Origin of the sequence: Streptomyces violaceus (genome assembly GCF_036014075.1) — a bacterium.
GTDB classification, from domain to species: Bacteria; Actinomycetota; Actinomycetes; order Streptomycetales; family Streptomycetaceae; genus Streptomyces; species Streptomyces violaceus.
Window position 1 is genome coordinate 528,013 of record NZ_CP107911.1, and the last position, 15,829, is coordinate 543,841.

The 15,829-nt window shown below is 70.8% G+C and carries 13 protein-coding genes; 7 read left to right on the forward strand and 6 right to left on the reverse strand.

All coding sequences use genetic code 11. From position 1 onward, the window contains the following. Positions 1 to 161 precede the first annotated feature (161 nt). The gene (locus tag OG542_RS02420; RefSeq protein WP_328407749.1) at positions 162 to 1,916 is read left to right on the forward strand and encodes an ABC transporter ATP-binding protein; all 1,755 of its coding nucleotides are present in this window, start codon (positions 162 to 164) and stop codon (positions 1,914 to 1,916) included. A 124-nt stretch (positions 1,917 to 2,040) separates the two neighbouring features. Further along, complete coding sequence (locus OG542_RS02425; RefSeq protein WP_311129355.1) at positions 2,041 to 2,406, forward strand: nuclear transport factor 2 family protein; 366 nt, start codon at positions 2,041 to 2,043, stop codon at positions 2,404 to 2,406. 74 nt (positions 2,407 to 2,480) lie between these two features. Here OG542_RS02425 and OG542_RS02430 read toward each other — a convergent pair whose 3' ends face one another. Next, positions 2,481 to 3,479, reverse strand: coding sequence for a CU044_5270 family protein (locus tag OG542_RS02430; RefSeq protein WP_328407751.1), 999 nt, complete (start codon positions 3,477 to 3,479; stop codon positions 2,481 to 2,483). A 187-nt stretch (positions 3,480 to 3,666) separates the two neighbouring features. Continuing rightward, positions 3,667 to 4,218, reverse strand: coding sequence for an RNA polymerase sigma factor (locus OG542_RS02435; RefSeq protein WP_328407752.1), 552 nt, complete (start codon positions 4,216 to 4,218; stop codon positions 3,667 to 3,669). Between the two features lie 105 nt (positions 4,219 to 4,323). Here OG542_RS02435 and ctaD point away from each other — a divergent pair, with 105 nt between their 5' ends. Beyond that, complete coding sequence (gene ctaD / locus OG542_RS02440; RefSeq protein ID WP_328407754.1) at positions 4,324 to 5,931, forward strand: aa3-type cytochrome oxidase subunit I; 1,608 nt, start codon at positions 4,324 to 4,326, stop codon at positions 5,929 to 5,931. Next, positions 5,928 to 6,278, forward strand: coding sequence for a hypothetical protein (locus tag OG542_RS02445; protein ID WP_328407756.1), 351 nt, complete (start codon positions 5,928 to 5,930; stop codon positions 6,276 to 6,278). Before ctaD ends, OG542_RS02445 begins: the two co-directional genes overlap by 4 nt. Before the next feature lie 5 nt (positions 6,279 to 6,283). On the opposite strand, the gene OG542_RS02450 is transcribed toward OG542_RS02445, so the two are convergent. Next, positions 6,284 to 7,165 (reverse strand): NAD(P)-dependent oxidoreductase, encoded by an 882-nt coding sequence (locus OG542_RS02450; RefSeq protein ID WP_311129350.1) that lies wholly within the window; start codon positions 7,163 to 7,165, stop codon positions 6,284 to 6,286. Between the two features lie 149 nt (positions 7,166 to 7,314). Between OG542_RS02450 and OG542_RS02455 the strand changes: the two genes are divergently transcribed. Next, positions 7,315 to 8,310: a GlxA family transcriptional regulator gene (locus OG542_RS02455; protein WP_408057848.1), complete on the forward strand. Its 996-nt coding sequence runs from the start codon at positions 7,315 to 7,317 to the stop codon at positions 8,308 to 8,310. Here OG542_RS02455 and OG542_RS02460 read toward each other — a convergent pair. Then, complete coding sequence (locus tag OG542_RS02460) at positions 8,253 to 8,972, reverse strand: TetR/AcrR family transcriptional regulator (RefSeq protein WP_311129348.1); 720 nt, start codon at positions 8,970 to 8,972, stop codon at positions 8,253 to 8,255. The genes OG542_RS02455 and OG542_RS02460 overlap by 58 nt on opposite strands. A gap of 180 nt (positions 8,973 to 9,152) precedes the next feature. Between OG542_RS02460 and OG542_RS02465 the strand changes: the two genes are divergently transcribed. After that, the gene (locus OG542_RS02465) at positions 9,153 to 10,409 is read left to right on the forward strand and encodes a YncE family protein (RefSeq protein ID WP_328407761.1); all 1,257 of its coding nucleotides are present in this window, start codon (positions 9,153 to 9,155) and stop codon (positions 10,407 to 10,409) included. On the opposite strand, the gene OG542_RS02470 is transcribed toward OG542_RS02465, so the two are convergent. Together OG542_RS02470 and OG542_RS02475 are read right to left on the reverse strand one after the other, a co-directional pair. Beyond that, on the reverse strand, positions 10,402 to 12,261 hold the full coding sequence (locus OG542_RS02470; RefSeq protein ID WP_328407763.1) for a cellulase family glycosylhydrolase: 1,860 nt from the start codon (positions 12,259 to 12,261) through the stop codon (positions 10,402 to 10,404). The two genes, OG542_RS02465 and OG542_RS02470, sit on opposite strands and share 8 nt — an antisense overlap. Before the next feature lie 82 nt (positions 12,262 to 12,343). Next, entirely contained in the window at positions 12,344 to 14,314 is a 1,971-nt protein-coding gene (locus OG542_RS02475; protein WP_328407765.1) for a translation factor GTPase family protein, read from the reverse strand. 187 nt (positions 14,315 to 14,501) lie between these two features. Here OG542_RS02475 and OG542_RS02480 point away from each other — a divergent pair, with 187 nt between their 5' ends. Beyond that, on the forward strand, positions 14,502 to 15,608 hold the full coding sequence (locus tag OG542_RS02480; protein WP_328407768.1) for an XdhC family protein: 1,107 nt from the start codon (positions 14,502 to 14,504) through the stop codon (positions 15,606 to 15,608). Positions 15,609 to 15,829: the final 221 nt, after the last annotated feature.

A 15,829-nucleotide genomic window follows, 5' to 3' on the forward strand; every position in this document is an offset into this window, starting at 1 on the left:
GCCGGGGTCCGTCCTTCCGACCCTACGCGCGACTGATCGGTAAGGGGCACGGATCGGCCACCTCAGGCGCATGATCACGAGTTCGCCCATCGCCGAAAGGCGGGCACCGTACGAGGCCGGCGCCGTAGCCTGAACGCTCCACCCGACGCCCAAGGAGCGACGTGAGCATCGCAGAGACCGAGACCGCCGCGCCTCCCTGGCGGCTGCTCCTCGGATACGTTCGGCCGCATCGCTGGTCCCTGGTCGCCGGTGCCGTGCTCTCGCTGGTCACCGGGGCGACCGGGCTGCTGCTGCCGCTGGTGGCCAAGGGCCTGATCGACGATCTGTCCCACGACCGGGCCATCACCGGAGCGCTGCTGGCGATGTCAGCGCTGGTGATGACCAACGCCGTGGTGGGCGCGCTGGGTTCGTACGTGCTGCAGCGCACCGCCGAGTCGGTGGTGCTCGGCGCGCGGCGCGCCCTGTCGTCGTATCTGCTGCGGCTGCGGATCACGGCCGTGGACCGCAGCGAACCCGGGGACCTGATGGCCCGCATCACCTCCGACACCACCCTGCTGCGCCAGGTCACCACCAACTCGCTGGTCGGTCTGGGCACGGGCGGTCTCACACTCGTCGCGACGGTGGTGATGATGGGCCTGGTGGATCTCGTGCTGCTGGGCGTCACCCTGGCCGTGATCGCGGGTGCGGGTGTGATCCTCGGCGTGATCGTGCCGCGCATCAACAAGGCGAGCCGGCGGGCGCAGGACGCGGTGGGTGTCATGGGTGCCTCGCTGGAGCGGGTCCTCGGCGCCCTGCGCACCGTGAAGGCGTCCGGTGCCGAGCACCGGGAGGAGAACACGCTGCACGAGGCGGCGCACGAGTCCTGGCGGCAGAGCGTGCGGGCCGCCAAGTGGTCGGCGGCCGCGGGCAACACGGCGGGGCTCTCCATGCAGATCGCCTTCATCACGGTGCTCGCGGTGGGCGGTGCGCGCGTCGCGACCGGCGCCGTCGACGTGGGCACGCTGGTCGCGTTCCTGCTGTACGTCTTCTACCTGATGTCGCCGATACAGCAGGTCGTCGGCGCCATCACGCAGTACCAGACGGGCGCCGCGGCCCTCACCCGCATGCAGGAGGCACTGCTCCTGCCCGCCGAGCCGTCCGCCCGTTTCGCACCGCTGCCCTCCCCCGGCGCCCAGCCCGCCGCCCTCGCCTTCGACGACGTCCGCTTCCGCTACGCCGACGACCTGCCGTACGTCCACCACGGCGTGACGTTCGCCGTGCCGGCCCAGGGCATGACGGCGTTCGTGGGCCCGTCGGGCGCCGGCAAGACCACCGTCTTCTCGCTGATCGAGCGGTTCTACGACCCCGACTCCGGCGTGATCACGCTCGACGGCCGGGACCTGGCCGACTGGGAGCTGCCCCAACTGCGCGCCTCGATCGGCTACGTGGAGCAGGACGCCCCGGTCCTGTCGGGCTCCCTGCGGGACAACCTGCTGCTGGGCAATCCGGAGGCGGGCGACGACGCCCTCGCGCGGGTGCTGAAGACGACCCGTCTCGACGGCCTGATCGCCCGGCTGCCCGCAGGGCTCGACACGCTCGTCGGGCACCGTGGCACCAAGCTGTCGGGCGGTGAGCGGCAGCGCGTCGCCATCGCCCGCGCCCTGCTGCGCCGCCCCCGGCTGCTGCTGCTCGACGAGGCCACCTCGCAGCTGGACGCCGTGAACGAGGCGGCGCTGCGTGACACCGTCGCGGACGTGGCCCGTACGACCACGGTCCTCGTCGTGGCACACCGGCTGTCCACGGTGACGATGGCCGACCGGATCGTGGTGATGGACGCGGGCCGGGTCCGGGCCGTCGGCAGCCACCGCGAACTCGTGACTTCCGACCCGCTCTACGCGGAGCTGGCGGCGACCCAGTTCCTGGCCGCGGCCGACTGAGCCGTCGTGTCGGGGCCGGTGGCCCGGCTGCGCTTGCCGAGCCCGGCGGGCGGGAGGACTCTCGGGAGAGAGACTTCTCGCGGCCCGCTCCCTGTCGGGTCGCGGCCCCTCGAAGGAGGTCATCATGGGAACCGCGGCAGACCCCGCCTTCGACCGAGACACCCTGCGCCGGGGCGTGGAAGGACAGACCCCGGACATTCTGCTTTCCCTCTACGCCGACGACGCGGAACTCCGCATCGTGGACCGCACGACCCAGCCCAGCCACCCCAAGGTCCTGCACGGCCGGGACGAGATCGGCCGGATGCTCGAGGACGTCTACAGCCGCGACATGACGCACAAGATGGAGCGGTGCGTCGTCCAGGGCGACGAGGCCGCCTACAGCGAGAGCTGCGAGTACGCGGACGGCGTGCGCGTCCTGTCCGAGTCCATGATCTCGCTGCGGGGCGGCAAGATCACCGAACAGACCCTGATCCAGGCCTGGGACGAGTAGTCGACGAGCGGGCCGCGCTGCTGGAGCAGACCGGGAACGCCGCAGCCCGGCAGCTCGGTCTGCCCGGGGTGTGATCAGCGCATCCAGGCGCTGTACGACATGACGGCTCCCTTCTCCACCCCGTACTGGGGGTCGGGGCGTGTGAGGGTGCTCTCCAGACCGAGCACGGCGCCGGTGACCGGGTCCATGATCAGCATCCGGCGGAGGCCCCGCGTGTCGTTCACGTAGGCCTGGCCGCGCCGGCCCAGCCGGTCGGTCACCTGGCCGACCGGCCGCAGCCCCTCGGCGTCGGCGAGGAGCCGGGCGAGCGTCGCGCTCTCCCTGGCGCCGAGGGTCCAGTGGTCCAGCAGGGTCGCCATGGCGTCCAGCAGCTCGGGCGTGGTCAGCGGCGTGTCGGTGAACCGCGCCTCCGTCAGGTAGGCGCGCAGCCGGGCCGGATCCCGCGGCGGGGGTGAATGGGGCGGTGCGTCGCTCCAGCTCGGCGGGTAGGTCCGGTCGCTGATGACGTGCCCGTCATCGACGAGGTGTGGCTCGCCGCCCGCGTCGGAGAGGACCGGGCGGCCCGGGTGCCTCGGGTCGGTGGCCACGACGAGCTCGGTGTGGCCGGCATCGGCCCGCCAGCGCACGATGCGTTCCTCGGGCAGGGTGATCGGGGGCTTGTCGTCCGACATGCCCAAGCTCCAGGACTGCACGTGCGTGCCCTTGCGCAGCCGGGGCGAGCCGTCGGCCGCGGCCTGCTCGGCACGTTCGGCCAGCCGGCCGAGGGGCACGGGGGTGGAGCCGGTCTGCACCACCAGCGGGCGGGGTGCGGCGACCGCCGGTGTGGTGTCCGGGCCGCTCAGCACGAGGGTGAGGGTCAGGGCGGCGACGACGGCCGTGGCCACGAGCCCCCAGGCCAGCCGGGGCCGGCCCGGGCCCGGCAGCAGCCGGTCCCGCAGACTGCGGAAGGGCCGCTCACGCAGCAGACTCTCGAGGCGGCGCTCGGCGTCGTGGTCCAGAGGCCCGTCGCCGAAGTGGGGGCGGGGGTGCGGCACCGGATTGGCGCTGCGCAGCAGTTCGAGTTCGTCAGCCATGGCCGTGTTCCTTCGGGGCGGTCATGCGGGCGGCGGGCAGGGGGTACCGGGCGCGGCGTCGCCCGCCGTGAGGGCCGAGGCACCGAGGCGGATCCCACCGGCCGTCACTTCCCCGCTCCTGAGGCAGGCTCGGGCGGCGCAGGTGCGGCGTGGCGGGCGGGGGCCGCCGGTCGTCGCGGAAGACGCGTCAGTCATCGTCCCGCCCTCCCAGGGAGTGTGCGTCGGCCTTGGCGCGCTCGGGGGCCATGCGGTCGATCTCGGATCTCAGGCGGCGGCGGGCCCGGTGCAGCCGCATGGCGGCGGCCCGGCTGCCGCAGCCGAGGGCCACGGCCACCTCGTCGACGCCGAGTTCCTCCCAGGCCGTCAGGCGCAGCACCTCCTGGTCGGCCGCGGAGAGGCGGGACAGTGCCTCATGGACCCAGGCGCCGGGTGTGTCGGCCTCGGGACCTACCGCGATGTGCCGCCCGTGGGCCGTGTCGTCGTTGCCGAGCCGGTCGACGAGCCGGCGGCGGCGTCCGTGGCCGCGTACCGCGTTGGCGAGGCAGTTGCGTGCCACGCCGTACAGCCAGGGAAGCGGGGAGTGCGGCAGGTCGGCCCGGCGCCGCCAGGCGACCGTGAACACCTCCGCCACCACTTCCTCCACCTCACCGGCCCGCCCCTCCAGTCGCCGTGCGACATAGCGGCTGACCGCCCAGTAGTGCTCGCGGTAGGCAGCGGCGAAGATCTCGTCGTTGCTCATGTCCCGTTCGTGTCCGGCACCTTGTAGATCGTCACACCCGTTTTCGTGATTCTCGTCGCGTCCGTGCAGTGTGACGTCCGGGCGGGGCTCGGACACAGGCGGGGCATGAGGCACCTCAAGTGGCTGACGACCACAGATCACAAGACGATCGGCACGCTGTACCTGGTCACGTCGTTCGCGTTCTTCGTCATCGGTGGCGTGATGGCGCTGTTCATGCGCGCCGAGCTGGCCCGGCCGGGTCTGCAGATCATGTCGAACGAGCAGTTCAACCAGGCGTTCACGATGCACGGCACGATCATGCTGCTGATGTTCGCGACGCCGCTGTTCGCCGGCTTCGCGAACTGGATCATGCCGCTGCAGATCGGCGCGCCCGATGTGGCGTTCCCGCGGCTGAACATGTTCGCCTACTGGCTGTACCTGTTCGGTTCGCTCATCGCGGTGGGCGGCTTCCTGACGCCGCAGGGCGCGGCCGACTTCGGCTGGTTCGCCTACAGCCCGCTCTCGGACGCCGTCCGCTCCCCGGGTATCGGCGCCGACATGTGGATCATGGGTCTGGCCTTCTCGGGCTTCGGCACGATCCTCGGCTCGGTCAACTTCATCACCACGATCATCTGCATGCGCGCTCCGGGCATGACGATGTTCCGCATGCCGATCTTCGTGTGGAACGTGCTGCTGACCGGTGTGCTGGTCCTGCTCGCCTTCCCGGTCCTCGCGGCCGCGCTGTTCGCCCTGGAGGCGGACCGCAAGTTCGGCGCCCACATCTTCGACTCCGCCAACGGCGGCGCGTTGCTGTGGCAGCACCTCTTCTGGTTCTTCGGGCATCCAGAGGTGTACATCATCGCGCTGCCGTTCTTCGGCATCATCAGTGAGGTCATTCCGGTCTTCTCCCGTAAGCCGATGTTCGGTTACACGGGTCTGATCGGGGCGACGATCGCGATCGCGGGTCTGTCCGTGACGGTGTGGGCCCACCACATGTACGTCACCGGCGGTGTGCTGTTGCCGTTCTTCTCCTTCATGACCTTCCTGATCGCGGTACCGACCGGTGTGAAGTTCTTCAACTGGGTCGGCACCATGTGGCGCGGAAGCCTGTCGTTCGAGACGCCGATGTTGTGGGCGATGGGCTTCCTGATCACGTTCGTGTTCGGTGGGCTCACGGGTGTGCTGCTGGCCTCGCCGCCGATCGACTTCCACGTCTCCGACTCGTACTTCGTGGTCGCGCACTTCCACTACGTCATCTTCGGGACGGTCGTGTTCGCGATGTTCTCCGGCTTCCACTTCTGGTGGCCGAAGTTCACCGGCAAGATGCTCGACGAGCGCCTCGGCAAGATCACCTTCTGGACGCTGTTCATCGGCTTCCACGGCACGTTCCTGGTCCAGCACTGGCTCGGCGCGGAGGGCATGCAGCGGCGGATCCCCGACTATCTGGCGGTCGAGGGCCTGACGACGCTCAACACGGTGTCGAGTATCTCCTCGTTCCTGCTCGGCATGTCGATGCTGCCGTTCTTCTACAACGTGTGGAAGACGGCCAAGTACGGCGAGCAGGTCACGGCCGACGACCCGTGGGGCTACGGCCGTTCCCTGGAGTGGGCCACCTCCTGCCCGCCGCCCCGCCACAACTTCCTCGCCCTCCCCCGGATCCGCAGTGAATCCCCGGCGTTCGACCTGCACCATGCGGACGTCGCGGCGGCGGAGAAGGAGCTGACGCTCCGGTGACCGCGAGGGAGGGTCTCCCTGTGGACCTGCGGGCGTTCCATCACGAGGTCGAGGGCCACCTGCTCGCCGCCGCCGCGCGCGAGGAGGCCCGTACGGCCGCCGAACGCTTCACCGCCGGGCTCGACTGGCTGCCGGAGACGCAACGGCGGGAGGTGGAACGGTTGTTCACGGTGGAGCACCTCGCCCTCGCCCGCGCCTCGTGGCAGCGAACGGCCCGCCGCGGGGAGGAACTGCGGGGCGAGTACGAGGCGGTGTACCGGGGGCTCCGCGCGCGGCTGCTGGCCGCTGTGCTGCTGGGAGGCACCCTGGTCGTGGCTGTGAACCTCGTGGTCTGGGTGTCGGGCTAGCCCGCTCAGTCCCGCGCCGGGGGTCGCAGTACCTCGATCAGGCTGGCGTAGCTGTCCTGTCCGTGACCCGCCGCGCCGGCCTTCTCCATCGCGGCCTTCAGCAACTCGGGCAGCGCGTTGTCGATGCCCCGGGCCGCCGCAGCGTGGATCAGGTGGTCGATGGCCGCGATCTGCACATCGACGGTGGCGTCGTCGCCCGGGTAGCGGCCGGCGTCCACCTGGGGCGCGTAGGTGGTGAGGAAGCCCGCCACGGCGGTCAGCCAGCGGGTGGCGACGGGGGTGAAGTCGGTGGCGGGTGTCCCCTCGGCGCCGACCAGCGCCGTGCCGTGCAGCCAGCCGGTCATGGTGGACCACATCAGACCGAGCAGCGCGGCGTCGTAAAGGGAGGCGAGGCCGGGGTCGGTGCCCAGGTACAGGGGGTCGCCGAGGGCCGTCAGCGTGGGGCGGTGGGCTTCGAAGACCTGCTGGGAGCCGCTGTAGAGGAACATCATGGCGGGGTCGCCGACGCCGGGCGGGGTGGTCATGATGGCGCCGTCGAGGTAGTCGGCCCCATGGGACCCCGCCCACTTGACGGCCTCGTGGGCCTGCTCGGGAGAGCCGGAGGTGAGATTGACCAGGGTTCTGCCCGCGAGGTCGCCGGCCGCCGGGTCGAGGACGGTGTGCAGCGCCTCGTAGTCCAGAACGCAGGCGATGGTCAGCGGGGAGGCGGCGACCGCCTCCTGGGGTGTCGCGGCCAGGTGGGCGCCCCGGTCGACCAGAGGGCGGGCCTTGTCCGGGGACCGGTTCCAGACGGTGGTCGGATGGCCCCGGTCCAGCAGTGCGGCGGCCAGTGCCGATCCCATCGAGCCCAGTCCGATGACGGTGACGGCCCGGTGTTCTGCGTTCATGCCCAACTCCTCGTGAAGCGTGCGTAGGTGATGCGTGATCACGTACGGCCACGTTCGCAGGGCGTGAAGATCGGGAACAGTGACAGTGCTGACGGCGTCCACCAAATTCCTGCCATACGCTTCTGGGTATGGGTGCTGGTTCTGTCGCCGTGGTCGTGACCGAGGAGATCGGGGTCCCGTCGTGGGATCTGTACGAACTGAGCATCCCCTGCACGGTGTTCGGCAAGCCGCAGCCGGATCTGGCCGATCCCTGGTACGACCTGCGGCTCTGCGGGACGGGAGCGGGGACGCAGGAGGGTACGGAGGGCCACGGGCTGACCCTGCGGACCCGCTACGGACTCGACGACCTGGCGGACGCGGACACGGTCATCGTGCCCTCGGTGCCCGACCCCTGTGTCGACGAAGGCAGGCCGCTGCCGGAGGGGTTGGTCACGGCCCTGCGTCGCGCCCATGACGCGGGTGCCCGCATGGTCTCCCTCTGTACCGGTGCCTTCGCGCTCGCCGAGGCGGGGCTGCTCGACGGACGCCGCGCGACCGCCCACTGGCTGCACACCTCCCAACTGGCCGAGCGGTACCCGAAGGTGCACGTCGACGAGTCGGTGCTGTACGTGGACGACGGCGATGTCCTCACCAGCGCCGGGCTCACCGCCGGCCTCGACCTGTGCCTGCATCTGGTGCGGCGCGATCTGGGCGCGCACGTCGCCAACCAGCTGGCGCGCCGCATGGTGGTGCCCGCCCACCGGCCGGGCGGGCAGGCGCAGTTCATCGAGTTGTCCGTGCCGCCCAGCGACGACGAGGGGCTGGCTCCCGTCCTGGAGTGGGCGAGGGCCAACCTCGACCGGCCGCTGACCGTCGCGGATCTGGCCCGGCGGGCCTCGATGAGTCCGCGTACGTTCTACCGACGCCTCCAGGCGGCCACCGGCACGACTCCTCTTCAGTGGCTCCTCGACCAGCGGCTCGGGCGCGCCCGGTCACTGCTGGAGTCGACGGACCTGCCGGTCGAGAAGGTCGGGGAACTGAGCGGTCTCGGCACGGCCAACAATCTCCGTCACCACTTCCTCAAGCACCTCGGGGTGTCGCCGAGCGACTACCGGCGGGCCTTCCCCGGGGCGCCCACCGGCGGACGCGGCCGGACGCGGGTCTGACTCACCTCGGGGGGAGTCCATCCCGGCGGCCGCAGGATCCCCAGCAACTGCCGGACCAGTTCCTCGACCACGTCGTCCAGGGTCGCGTCCACCCACCCCGCGCTCCAGTCGTGCAGCAGGCCGTTGACGCTGCCGATGAAGCCCGTCGCCGCGAGGCGGTAGTCGCGGGGTGCGGCCTCCCCGCGCGCGGCGGCCGCGTCGGCCTCGGCGCAGATGAGGCCGACCCAGCCGGCCCGGCGGGCGAGCCGCTGTTCCTCCAGGCGCGGGCTGACTCCGATGATCTCGACGAAGGTGATGCGGATCCGGCGCGGGTCGGCGGCGACGTTCCCGGCGTAGGCGCGGAAGATCGCGGTCGCGCGCTCGACGAGCGGCAGGTCGGCCGCGCCGGCGGCCGCCTCCAGGACCGCCGCCTCGGCCCAGTCGTTGACCTGGAGGTGCAGCGCGGCGAGCACGTCCTCGAGGGCCCGGAACTCCTCGTAGAACTGGCGGGTGGACAACCCGGCCGCCTCGCTGAGCGCCGCGACCGTGGTGGAGCGGAAGCCGGGGGTGTCGCCGAACAGGTGGAGCGCGGCGTCGAGGAACCGGCGGCGGCGCTCGGCCTGCCGTTCCTCGGCTGTCTTGCCGCCGTAGCGGCCGGTCGGCGCTCTGAGTCTGCCCGGCACCGGCTCTCCCTTCGTCGTTCGAACACCGATTTTGTCGTGCACGCGGTCTTGTGGAGAAGGCCACCCCTTCCTTACTTTGCAGTAAGTTATTTCTGAAAGCACGCGTGTTCAGATTCCACGCGCTCAGTCTTGGCATGTCCCACTCACACACCCCGATGCATCGCAGAGGAGGGAGCAGTCATGCCCGTCTTCCGACGACGGCACCTGTGCTCCGTAGCCGCCGGCCTCGCCCTGACCTTCACCGTTCCCGCGACCGCCGCCCACGCGGACGCCCCCGACGCCTCCGCCGCGCTGCGCGAGGTGCTGTTCGTGGGCAACAACTGGGAGGGCACGGCCGAAGTCATCAAGTCCACCGGTGACTTCGCGAAGATCGGCCGGATCAACGTCGTCCCCGACAAGGACGAGCGGATGGCGGAGATCAACGCCGACCCGATCAGATGGATCGCCTTCATGACGATCCGCAACAGCGTCGGCGAGGGCCACGACCAGTTCGTCGACGACATGTACTCCACGCCGGACGGGAAGTCCGTGGTGGTCTCCCGGCCGAGCTTCGCCGACGTCGTCTCGATCGACCTCGCCTCCGGGCGGATCAACTGGCGTTTCCCGGTGTCCGGTTACCGCGCCGACCACATGGCGATCTCTCCCGACGGCAAGCGGGTCGCGGTGTCCGCGTCGACCGGCAACACCGTGCACGTGCTGGACATCGAGACCGGCAAGCAGCTCGGCAAGGCGGCCACCGGCGACAAACCGCACGAGAACATCTTCACCAAGGACGGCAAGTACATCTACAACATGTCGATCGGCGAGGTGAACACGCAGACCGACGCCCCGTGGCTGGACTGGACGAAGGGCGACCGGCGCATCACGGTCATCGACGCGACCACGTACCAGCAGGTCAAGGTCATCGACATGCGCCCGCGCCTGGACGCGATCGGTCTCAAGGACTACTCCGACGCGGTCCGGCCGGCCGTGTTCTCGCCGGACGAGTCGAAGCTGTACTTCCAGGTGTCGTTCTTCAACGGCTTCTTCGAGTACGACCTGGCCTCCGACAAGATCACCCGCACGAAGACCCTGCCGAAGAATCCGGCGACCAGCGACGACCGCACCACGTTCGTCAACGACTCCCGCCACCACGGCCTCTCGATGAGCCCGGACGGCAAGAAGCTGTGTGTCGCGGGGACCATGGACGACTACGCCACGGTCGTCGACCGCGCCACCCTCCAGGAGGGCCCGCTTGTCACCGCCGCCAAGCCCTACTGGGCCACGGTCAGCGGTGACGGGAGGCAGTGCGTGGTCTCCGAGAGCGGCTCCGACCAGGTCACGGCCATCGACTTCGCCACCGGGAAGAAGGTCGCGTCCGTGCCGGTCGGGGACCACCCGCAGCGCGTCCGGCTCGGTCATGTGGAGGCCGGCTGGACGAGCCCGTCCGCTAGCTGACCTCCTTCGCCGCCCACGCCGCCAGCTCGGAGCGGGCGGCGTTCAGCAGATCGGCCGAGGGAGCCGTCGCCCCGTTGGTCACCAGCGCGTAGTGCAGGACTCCCGAGTCCTGCGCGGTGAGCAGCAGGCGGCGGCTTCCCGTGCCGCCCGGCTCCTGGGCCACGCCGACCGGGGTCGTCGAGGTGTACGCCGGCGGGCCGTGTGCCGCGCCCAGGTCGGAGACGACCGTGGTGGACGAGGTCGGGAAGCTCGCCGGCAGGTGCAGTTCGGTGGGCGCGGAGCCACCGTCCGAGCGCCACAGCAGCAGCCCGTACTGCCCCGACCCCACGAGCCGCCGCACATTCGGCAGCGCACTCGGCACCGGGTTCCAGGTCAGCGTCGTCGAGCCGTCCCGGGAGCGGTCCTCGTAGGTGAAGCCGACGGTTCTGCCGGCCGTGGCGCTCGGGTAGAGGCGGTCCAGGAGCCGGGCGTCCTGGCGCAGCACGGGCTTGCCCGAGTCGTCGAGACGTACGGCGGACAGGTCCTCGTCGTTCCAGGCGTCACCGGCGGTGAGCACCTTGTCGGGGTTGCCGTTCATCGGCTCGCGGTGACGGCCGTTGTAGATGTCCCACTGCCATTGCGAGCCGGAGAGCACGGACCCCGAGGCGGCCGGGTCGGACCACCAGTCGGCCCCTTTCAGGCGTGAGTCGAGGGCCTGGTACATCCCCTTGAGGACGGTCGGCGCCTTGTCGGAGACGTTGCCCGCCAGCGGATGCCCGAACTCGCTGACCACGGCGGCGGTCTGCGCGGAGGCCGCGCGGTCGCGGACGGTGCGGAAGTCGTTCGCGTACTGGCCGTCGGCCGCCTTGCCCCACATGAAGACGCCGGAGATGGCCTTCTGGTCGTAGAAGTGGGTGTTGAACACATAGCGCGGTCCGAGTGTGCCGGCGTCCAGCAGGCCGCCCTCCTGCTTCTGGAAGTCGAGGTTGGCGTTCCAGAAGAGGTTCGGCTCCACGAAGGCGGGCTTGTCCCGCCAGCCGGCCGTGTCCATGCGGGACCGGAACTTCTCGTAGAACGGCCACAGCACGTCCTTCTCCCAGGCGCGGCTGGTCTGCCCGGAGTCGTAGACGCCCGCGTGCGGCTCGTTGTAGGGGTCGAAGCCGGCGATGCCCTTGAAGCGGTCGGCGCCCAGGTGCTGCCGTACGTACGCCATGGTCTTCTCGGCGGTGGCGAGGAAGGCGTCCTGTACGCCGTGCGCGTTGTGCCAGAAGTCGTAGGACGCCCGCTTCACGGCCTCGTTCTGGGTGATGTTCTGCCCCCAGAAGAGGCAGATCCCGCAGGACTCGTCGGGATAGTTCCCGGCGTCCACCGCCCACTTGGGCGCGCCGTCGCCGGTGTACCAGCTGTCGGCGTCGAACAGGTGCCGGGAGTAGAGGTCCTGGTGGAAGTCGGGGTAGACGCGGATGCCGGCGTCGAGGAAGGCCCGCATCTGGTCGGTGGCGGCGGCCAGGTAGGCCGTGTCGACCTGGCCGCGCTCGGGCTCGGCGTAGGCCCAGGAGAGCAGGAAGCGGACGGTGTTGCCGCCGCCGAGGGCGCGCAGGGCGTTCGCCGACTTCTTCGCGTCGGCGACCGAGGCGAAGGGCAGGCCGCCGTTCTCCGCCAGCTTCGTCTCGCCGGAGACGTTGTAGCCGCGGAGCACGATCTCGCGGCCGGAGGCGTCGGTGAAGCGGCCGTTCCGCACGGTGACGGTCGGGTCGTCGAACCAGAGCGAGCCGGGAGGGGGCGCGGCGGTGGCTGGCGGGACGCCCGCCACCGTCACGGAGCCGAAGAGGACAGCCAGGACAACCAGGAGACGTGCCCGAATAGTTGGCATGTCCACTACAGTCCGGCCATTTCAGGACACCGTCAACACCCCTGACTCTGGAGTAAGTTCCCTCTCTGCCGGCCCGCACACGTCATCCGCCCATCCTTCGTGTCACATTCAACAAGTACTCCTTCCTGTTCAGCGGGTTGTGGTCGGTGCGCGAGCGCATCGGAACCGTGCCGTAAGTGACGGGCGCGTAGTGGTCGAAGACGCTCTCCAACTCGCCCTCGCCGCGGGTGAGCCCGGGCAGCCGCTGTTCCAGTTCGTGCACCCGGCCCGCGGGCACCGTGCCCGCCAGGATGCATCCGGCGCCCCGGGTCTCGGTCGTCTGCGGTACGGCGGCGAGTGCGGCCAGCACCGGCAGCAGCGCGCCGAGGGTGTCCGCCGGGGCTTCGACACGGAAGCGGTGCATCGGCTCGTGCACCCGGGTCCCGGCCCGCCGCAGCGCTTCGACGAGCACCAGCGGGGTCAGACCGCGGAAGTCGGCGCCGGTGCTCGACATGCTCTTGTCGAAGCCCTGATGGGCGTGGCTCTGGCGGGGCGAGTAGCCGCTGTGGGTCATGGTGACCGTGCAGTCGGGGACCTGCCAGCCGTGCAAGCCCTGGTCGAGGGTCTCGCGCACGGTGTCCTCGACGGCCTTGAAGAAGGCATACGGCATGGAGCCGAGCTCCACCTCCAGCCGGAAGCCGACGCCGGAGCCGACCGGTGCGGGGTCGACGCGCAGGCCGACCGTCGCGAGGAACGGGTTGGCGTCCTTCTTGTTGAACTCCACGGCCTGCCCCGTGCCGACGAGCCGTTCGACGCACAGGGGCGTGGTCTCACGGAAGGTGACGCCGAGTCCGTACTCCTCGGCGAGGGTGGCCTGGATGACCTCCTTCTGCACCTCGCCGTACAGGGACACGGAGGTCTCCTGCCGCCGTTCGTCGTGGCGCAGGCCGATCAGCGGGTCCTGTTCGGCCAGTTGGGTGAGCGCGAGGTGCAGTGCGCCGCTGTTCACGTCCGGGCCCGGGACGACGACGGTCTCCAGGGTGGGCGGGGCGAAGAAGTGCTCGTACGCCTTGTGGGGTTCGCCGATCGCGTCGCCGATCCTGATGTCGCCGAGTCCCCAGAGCCGGGCGATCTGTCCGGCGACGACGGTGTCGCCCCGGGTGTCCGTCCCGTGTCCGAAGACGCTGATCGCGGTGATCCGCCCTTCGGCGCCGTCCGTTCCGAACGGAATCCGGTCGCGGGTGCGCAGGGTGCCGGAGAACAGCCGGGCGTAGGCGGCCTTCTCCCCCGCCGGGCCCCGCTCGACCTTGAACACGGTCCCGGAGAGCGGCCCGTCAGCGTCCCCGTCGGCCGGGGGCAGCAGGTCCCCGATGCCCGCCAGGAGCGCGTCCACACCGGCGCCCGTGGCGGCGGAGCCGAAGAAGACGGGGTGGACCAGGGCCTCCCGGGTCTGAGCGACGAGGGAGGTGTGCAGCAGGGCGGCCGTGACGGTGTTCTCGACGTACGCGGACAGCAGCGTGTCGTCGTGGCCGGCGAGGACGTCGAGCGCGGCCGGGCCGAGACCGGGCGTGAAGCGAGCCCGGCGCGTGCCGAGGCCGGTGGCGGTTCCCATCGGCACGATCGCGGGTGTCAGCCGGGCCGAGATCGCCCGCAGCACCTCCTCGTACCGTGCGCCGCGCCGGTCGATCTTGTTGACGAAGAGCAGGGTCGGGATGCGCAGCCGCTGGAGCGTGCGCATCAGCACCCGCGTCTGTGCCTGCACCCCTTCGACGGCGGAGACGACGAGCACGACGCCGTCCAGCACGCCGAGCACGCGCTCCACCTCGGCGATGAAGTCCGGGTGACCGGGAGTGTCGATCAGGTTGACCGTCACACCGTCGAGGGGGAACGAGACGACGGCGGACTTGATGGTGATGCCGCGCTGGCGCTCCAGCGCGAGGGTGTCGGTACGGGTGTTCCCGTCGTCGACGCTGCCGATCCGGTCGATCACCCCGGCCGAATGGAGCAACCGCTCGGTCAGGCTGGTCTTACCGGCGTCGACATGGGCGAGGATTCCAAGGTTGAGCACGTGCACGAAGCGTCATGTCCTTCGGAGAGAGGTCCGTTCCTGGCTGGGGGGACATGAACGCAGTGCGCATCTGCTGCTCCTCGGGACTCGGTGACGTCGCTGTCCAGTGCAGTGCAGCAGAAGGGCCCGAGGGGCCACAACGGGAATAGGGGCCTTCCGGGGTACCCGGTGCGGTGCGTGGAAGGAGCGGATCGTGCGTGACATCCTCCCGGCGCTGGGCCGCTGGTACGCGGCCCGGCTTCCGTTCGGCCTCGCGACGGTCGTCGAGGTCAGCCGCAGCGCGCCGCGCGACCCCGGCGCGGCGATGGCGGTGGGCCCGGACGCGGAGGTCGTGGGGAGTGTGTCCGGCGGCTGTGTCGAGGGTGCCGTGTTCGAGCTGGCGCGGGACGTCGTGACGAGCGGCGAGGCGCGTCTGGAGAGTTTCGGCTACAGCGACGAGGACGCCTTCGCCGTCGGGCTGACCTGCGGCGGCGAGATCACGCTGCTCGTGCGTCCCGTGACCCCCGAGCGGGACCCCGCCTTCGGCGTGGTCGCCGACTCCGTCGCCGCGGGTGAGCCGGTCACCCTCGCCACGGTGACCGACGGCCCGGCGCCGCGCGGGGCGACGCTCGCCGTCCGGCCGGACCGGGTCTCGGGCACGCTCGGCGCGAGCGGCCTGGACGCGGCCGTCACCGCCGACGCCCGCGGCGAACTCGCCCTGGGCGCCACTGGACTACGGCACTACGGGCCGCAGGGGCAGCGCCGTGAGGACTCCGTCAGCGTGTTCCTGGAATCCTTCGCGCCGCCGCCGCGGATGCTGGTCTTCGGCGCGATCGACTACGCCGCGGCCGTGGCCCGCATCGGGGACTTCCTCGGCTACCGGGTCACCGTCTGCGACGCCCGCCCCGTCTTCGCCACGTCCCGGCGCTTCCCCGAGGGCGTCGAGGTGGTCGCCCAGTGGCCGCACCGCTATCTGCGCGACACGGACACCGACGCGCGCACGGTGATCTGCGTCCTCACCCACGATCCCAAGTTCGACGTGCCGCTGCTCCAGGAGGCACTGCGCCGGCCGGCCGCGTACATCGGGGCGATGGGCAGCCGCCGCACCCACGCCGAACGGGCGCAACGGCTGGCCGAGGCCGGCCTCACGGAACACGAGCTGTCCCGGCTGCGCTCGCCGGTCGGCCTCGATCTCGGGGCCCGTACCCCCGAGGAGGTGGCGGTGTCCGTCGCCGCCGAGATCGTCGCGCTGCGCTGGGGCGGCAGTGGCGCGCCGCTGACCACCACGGAGGGGGCGGTGCACCCGCACCGCTCCTCCTGACCCGCGCCGCTGCCGCGCTGAGCTGCTCGTTCACGACGACATCGCGGTTGAGTGCCGGCACGCGTCCCTGTAGTCCTGGAAGAGCGCCCGCTCGCGCCGTCCGCCATGACCGCGACGTGTCCGGTGTCGTGGGGTCCACAAGCCGGCACCGGCAAGCCGTGTTCGTACGATCGTGTCGCCATGAGTTCTGTTTCCGACGGCGCGGCACCACGCAAGCACAG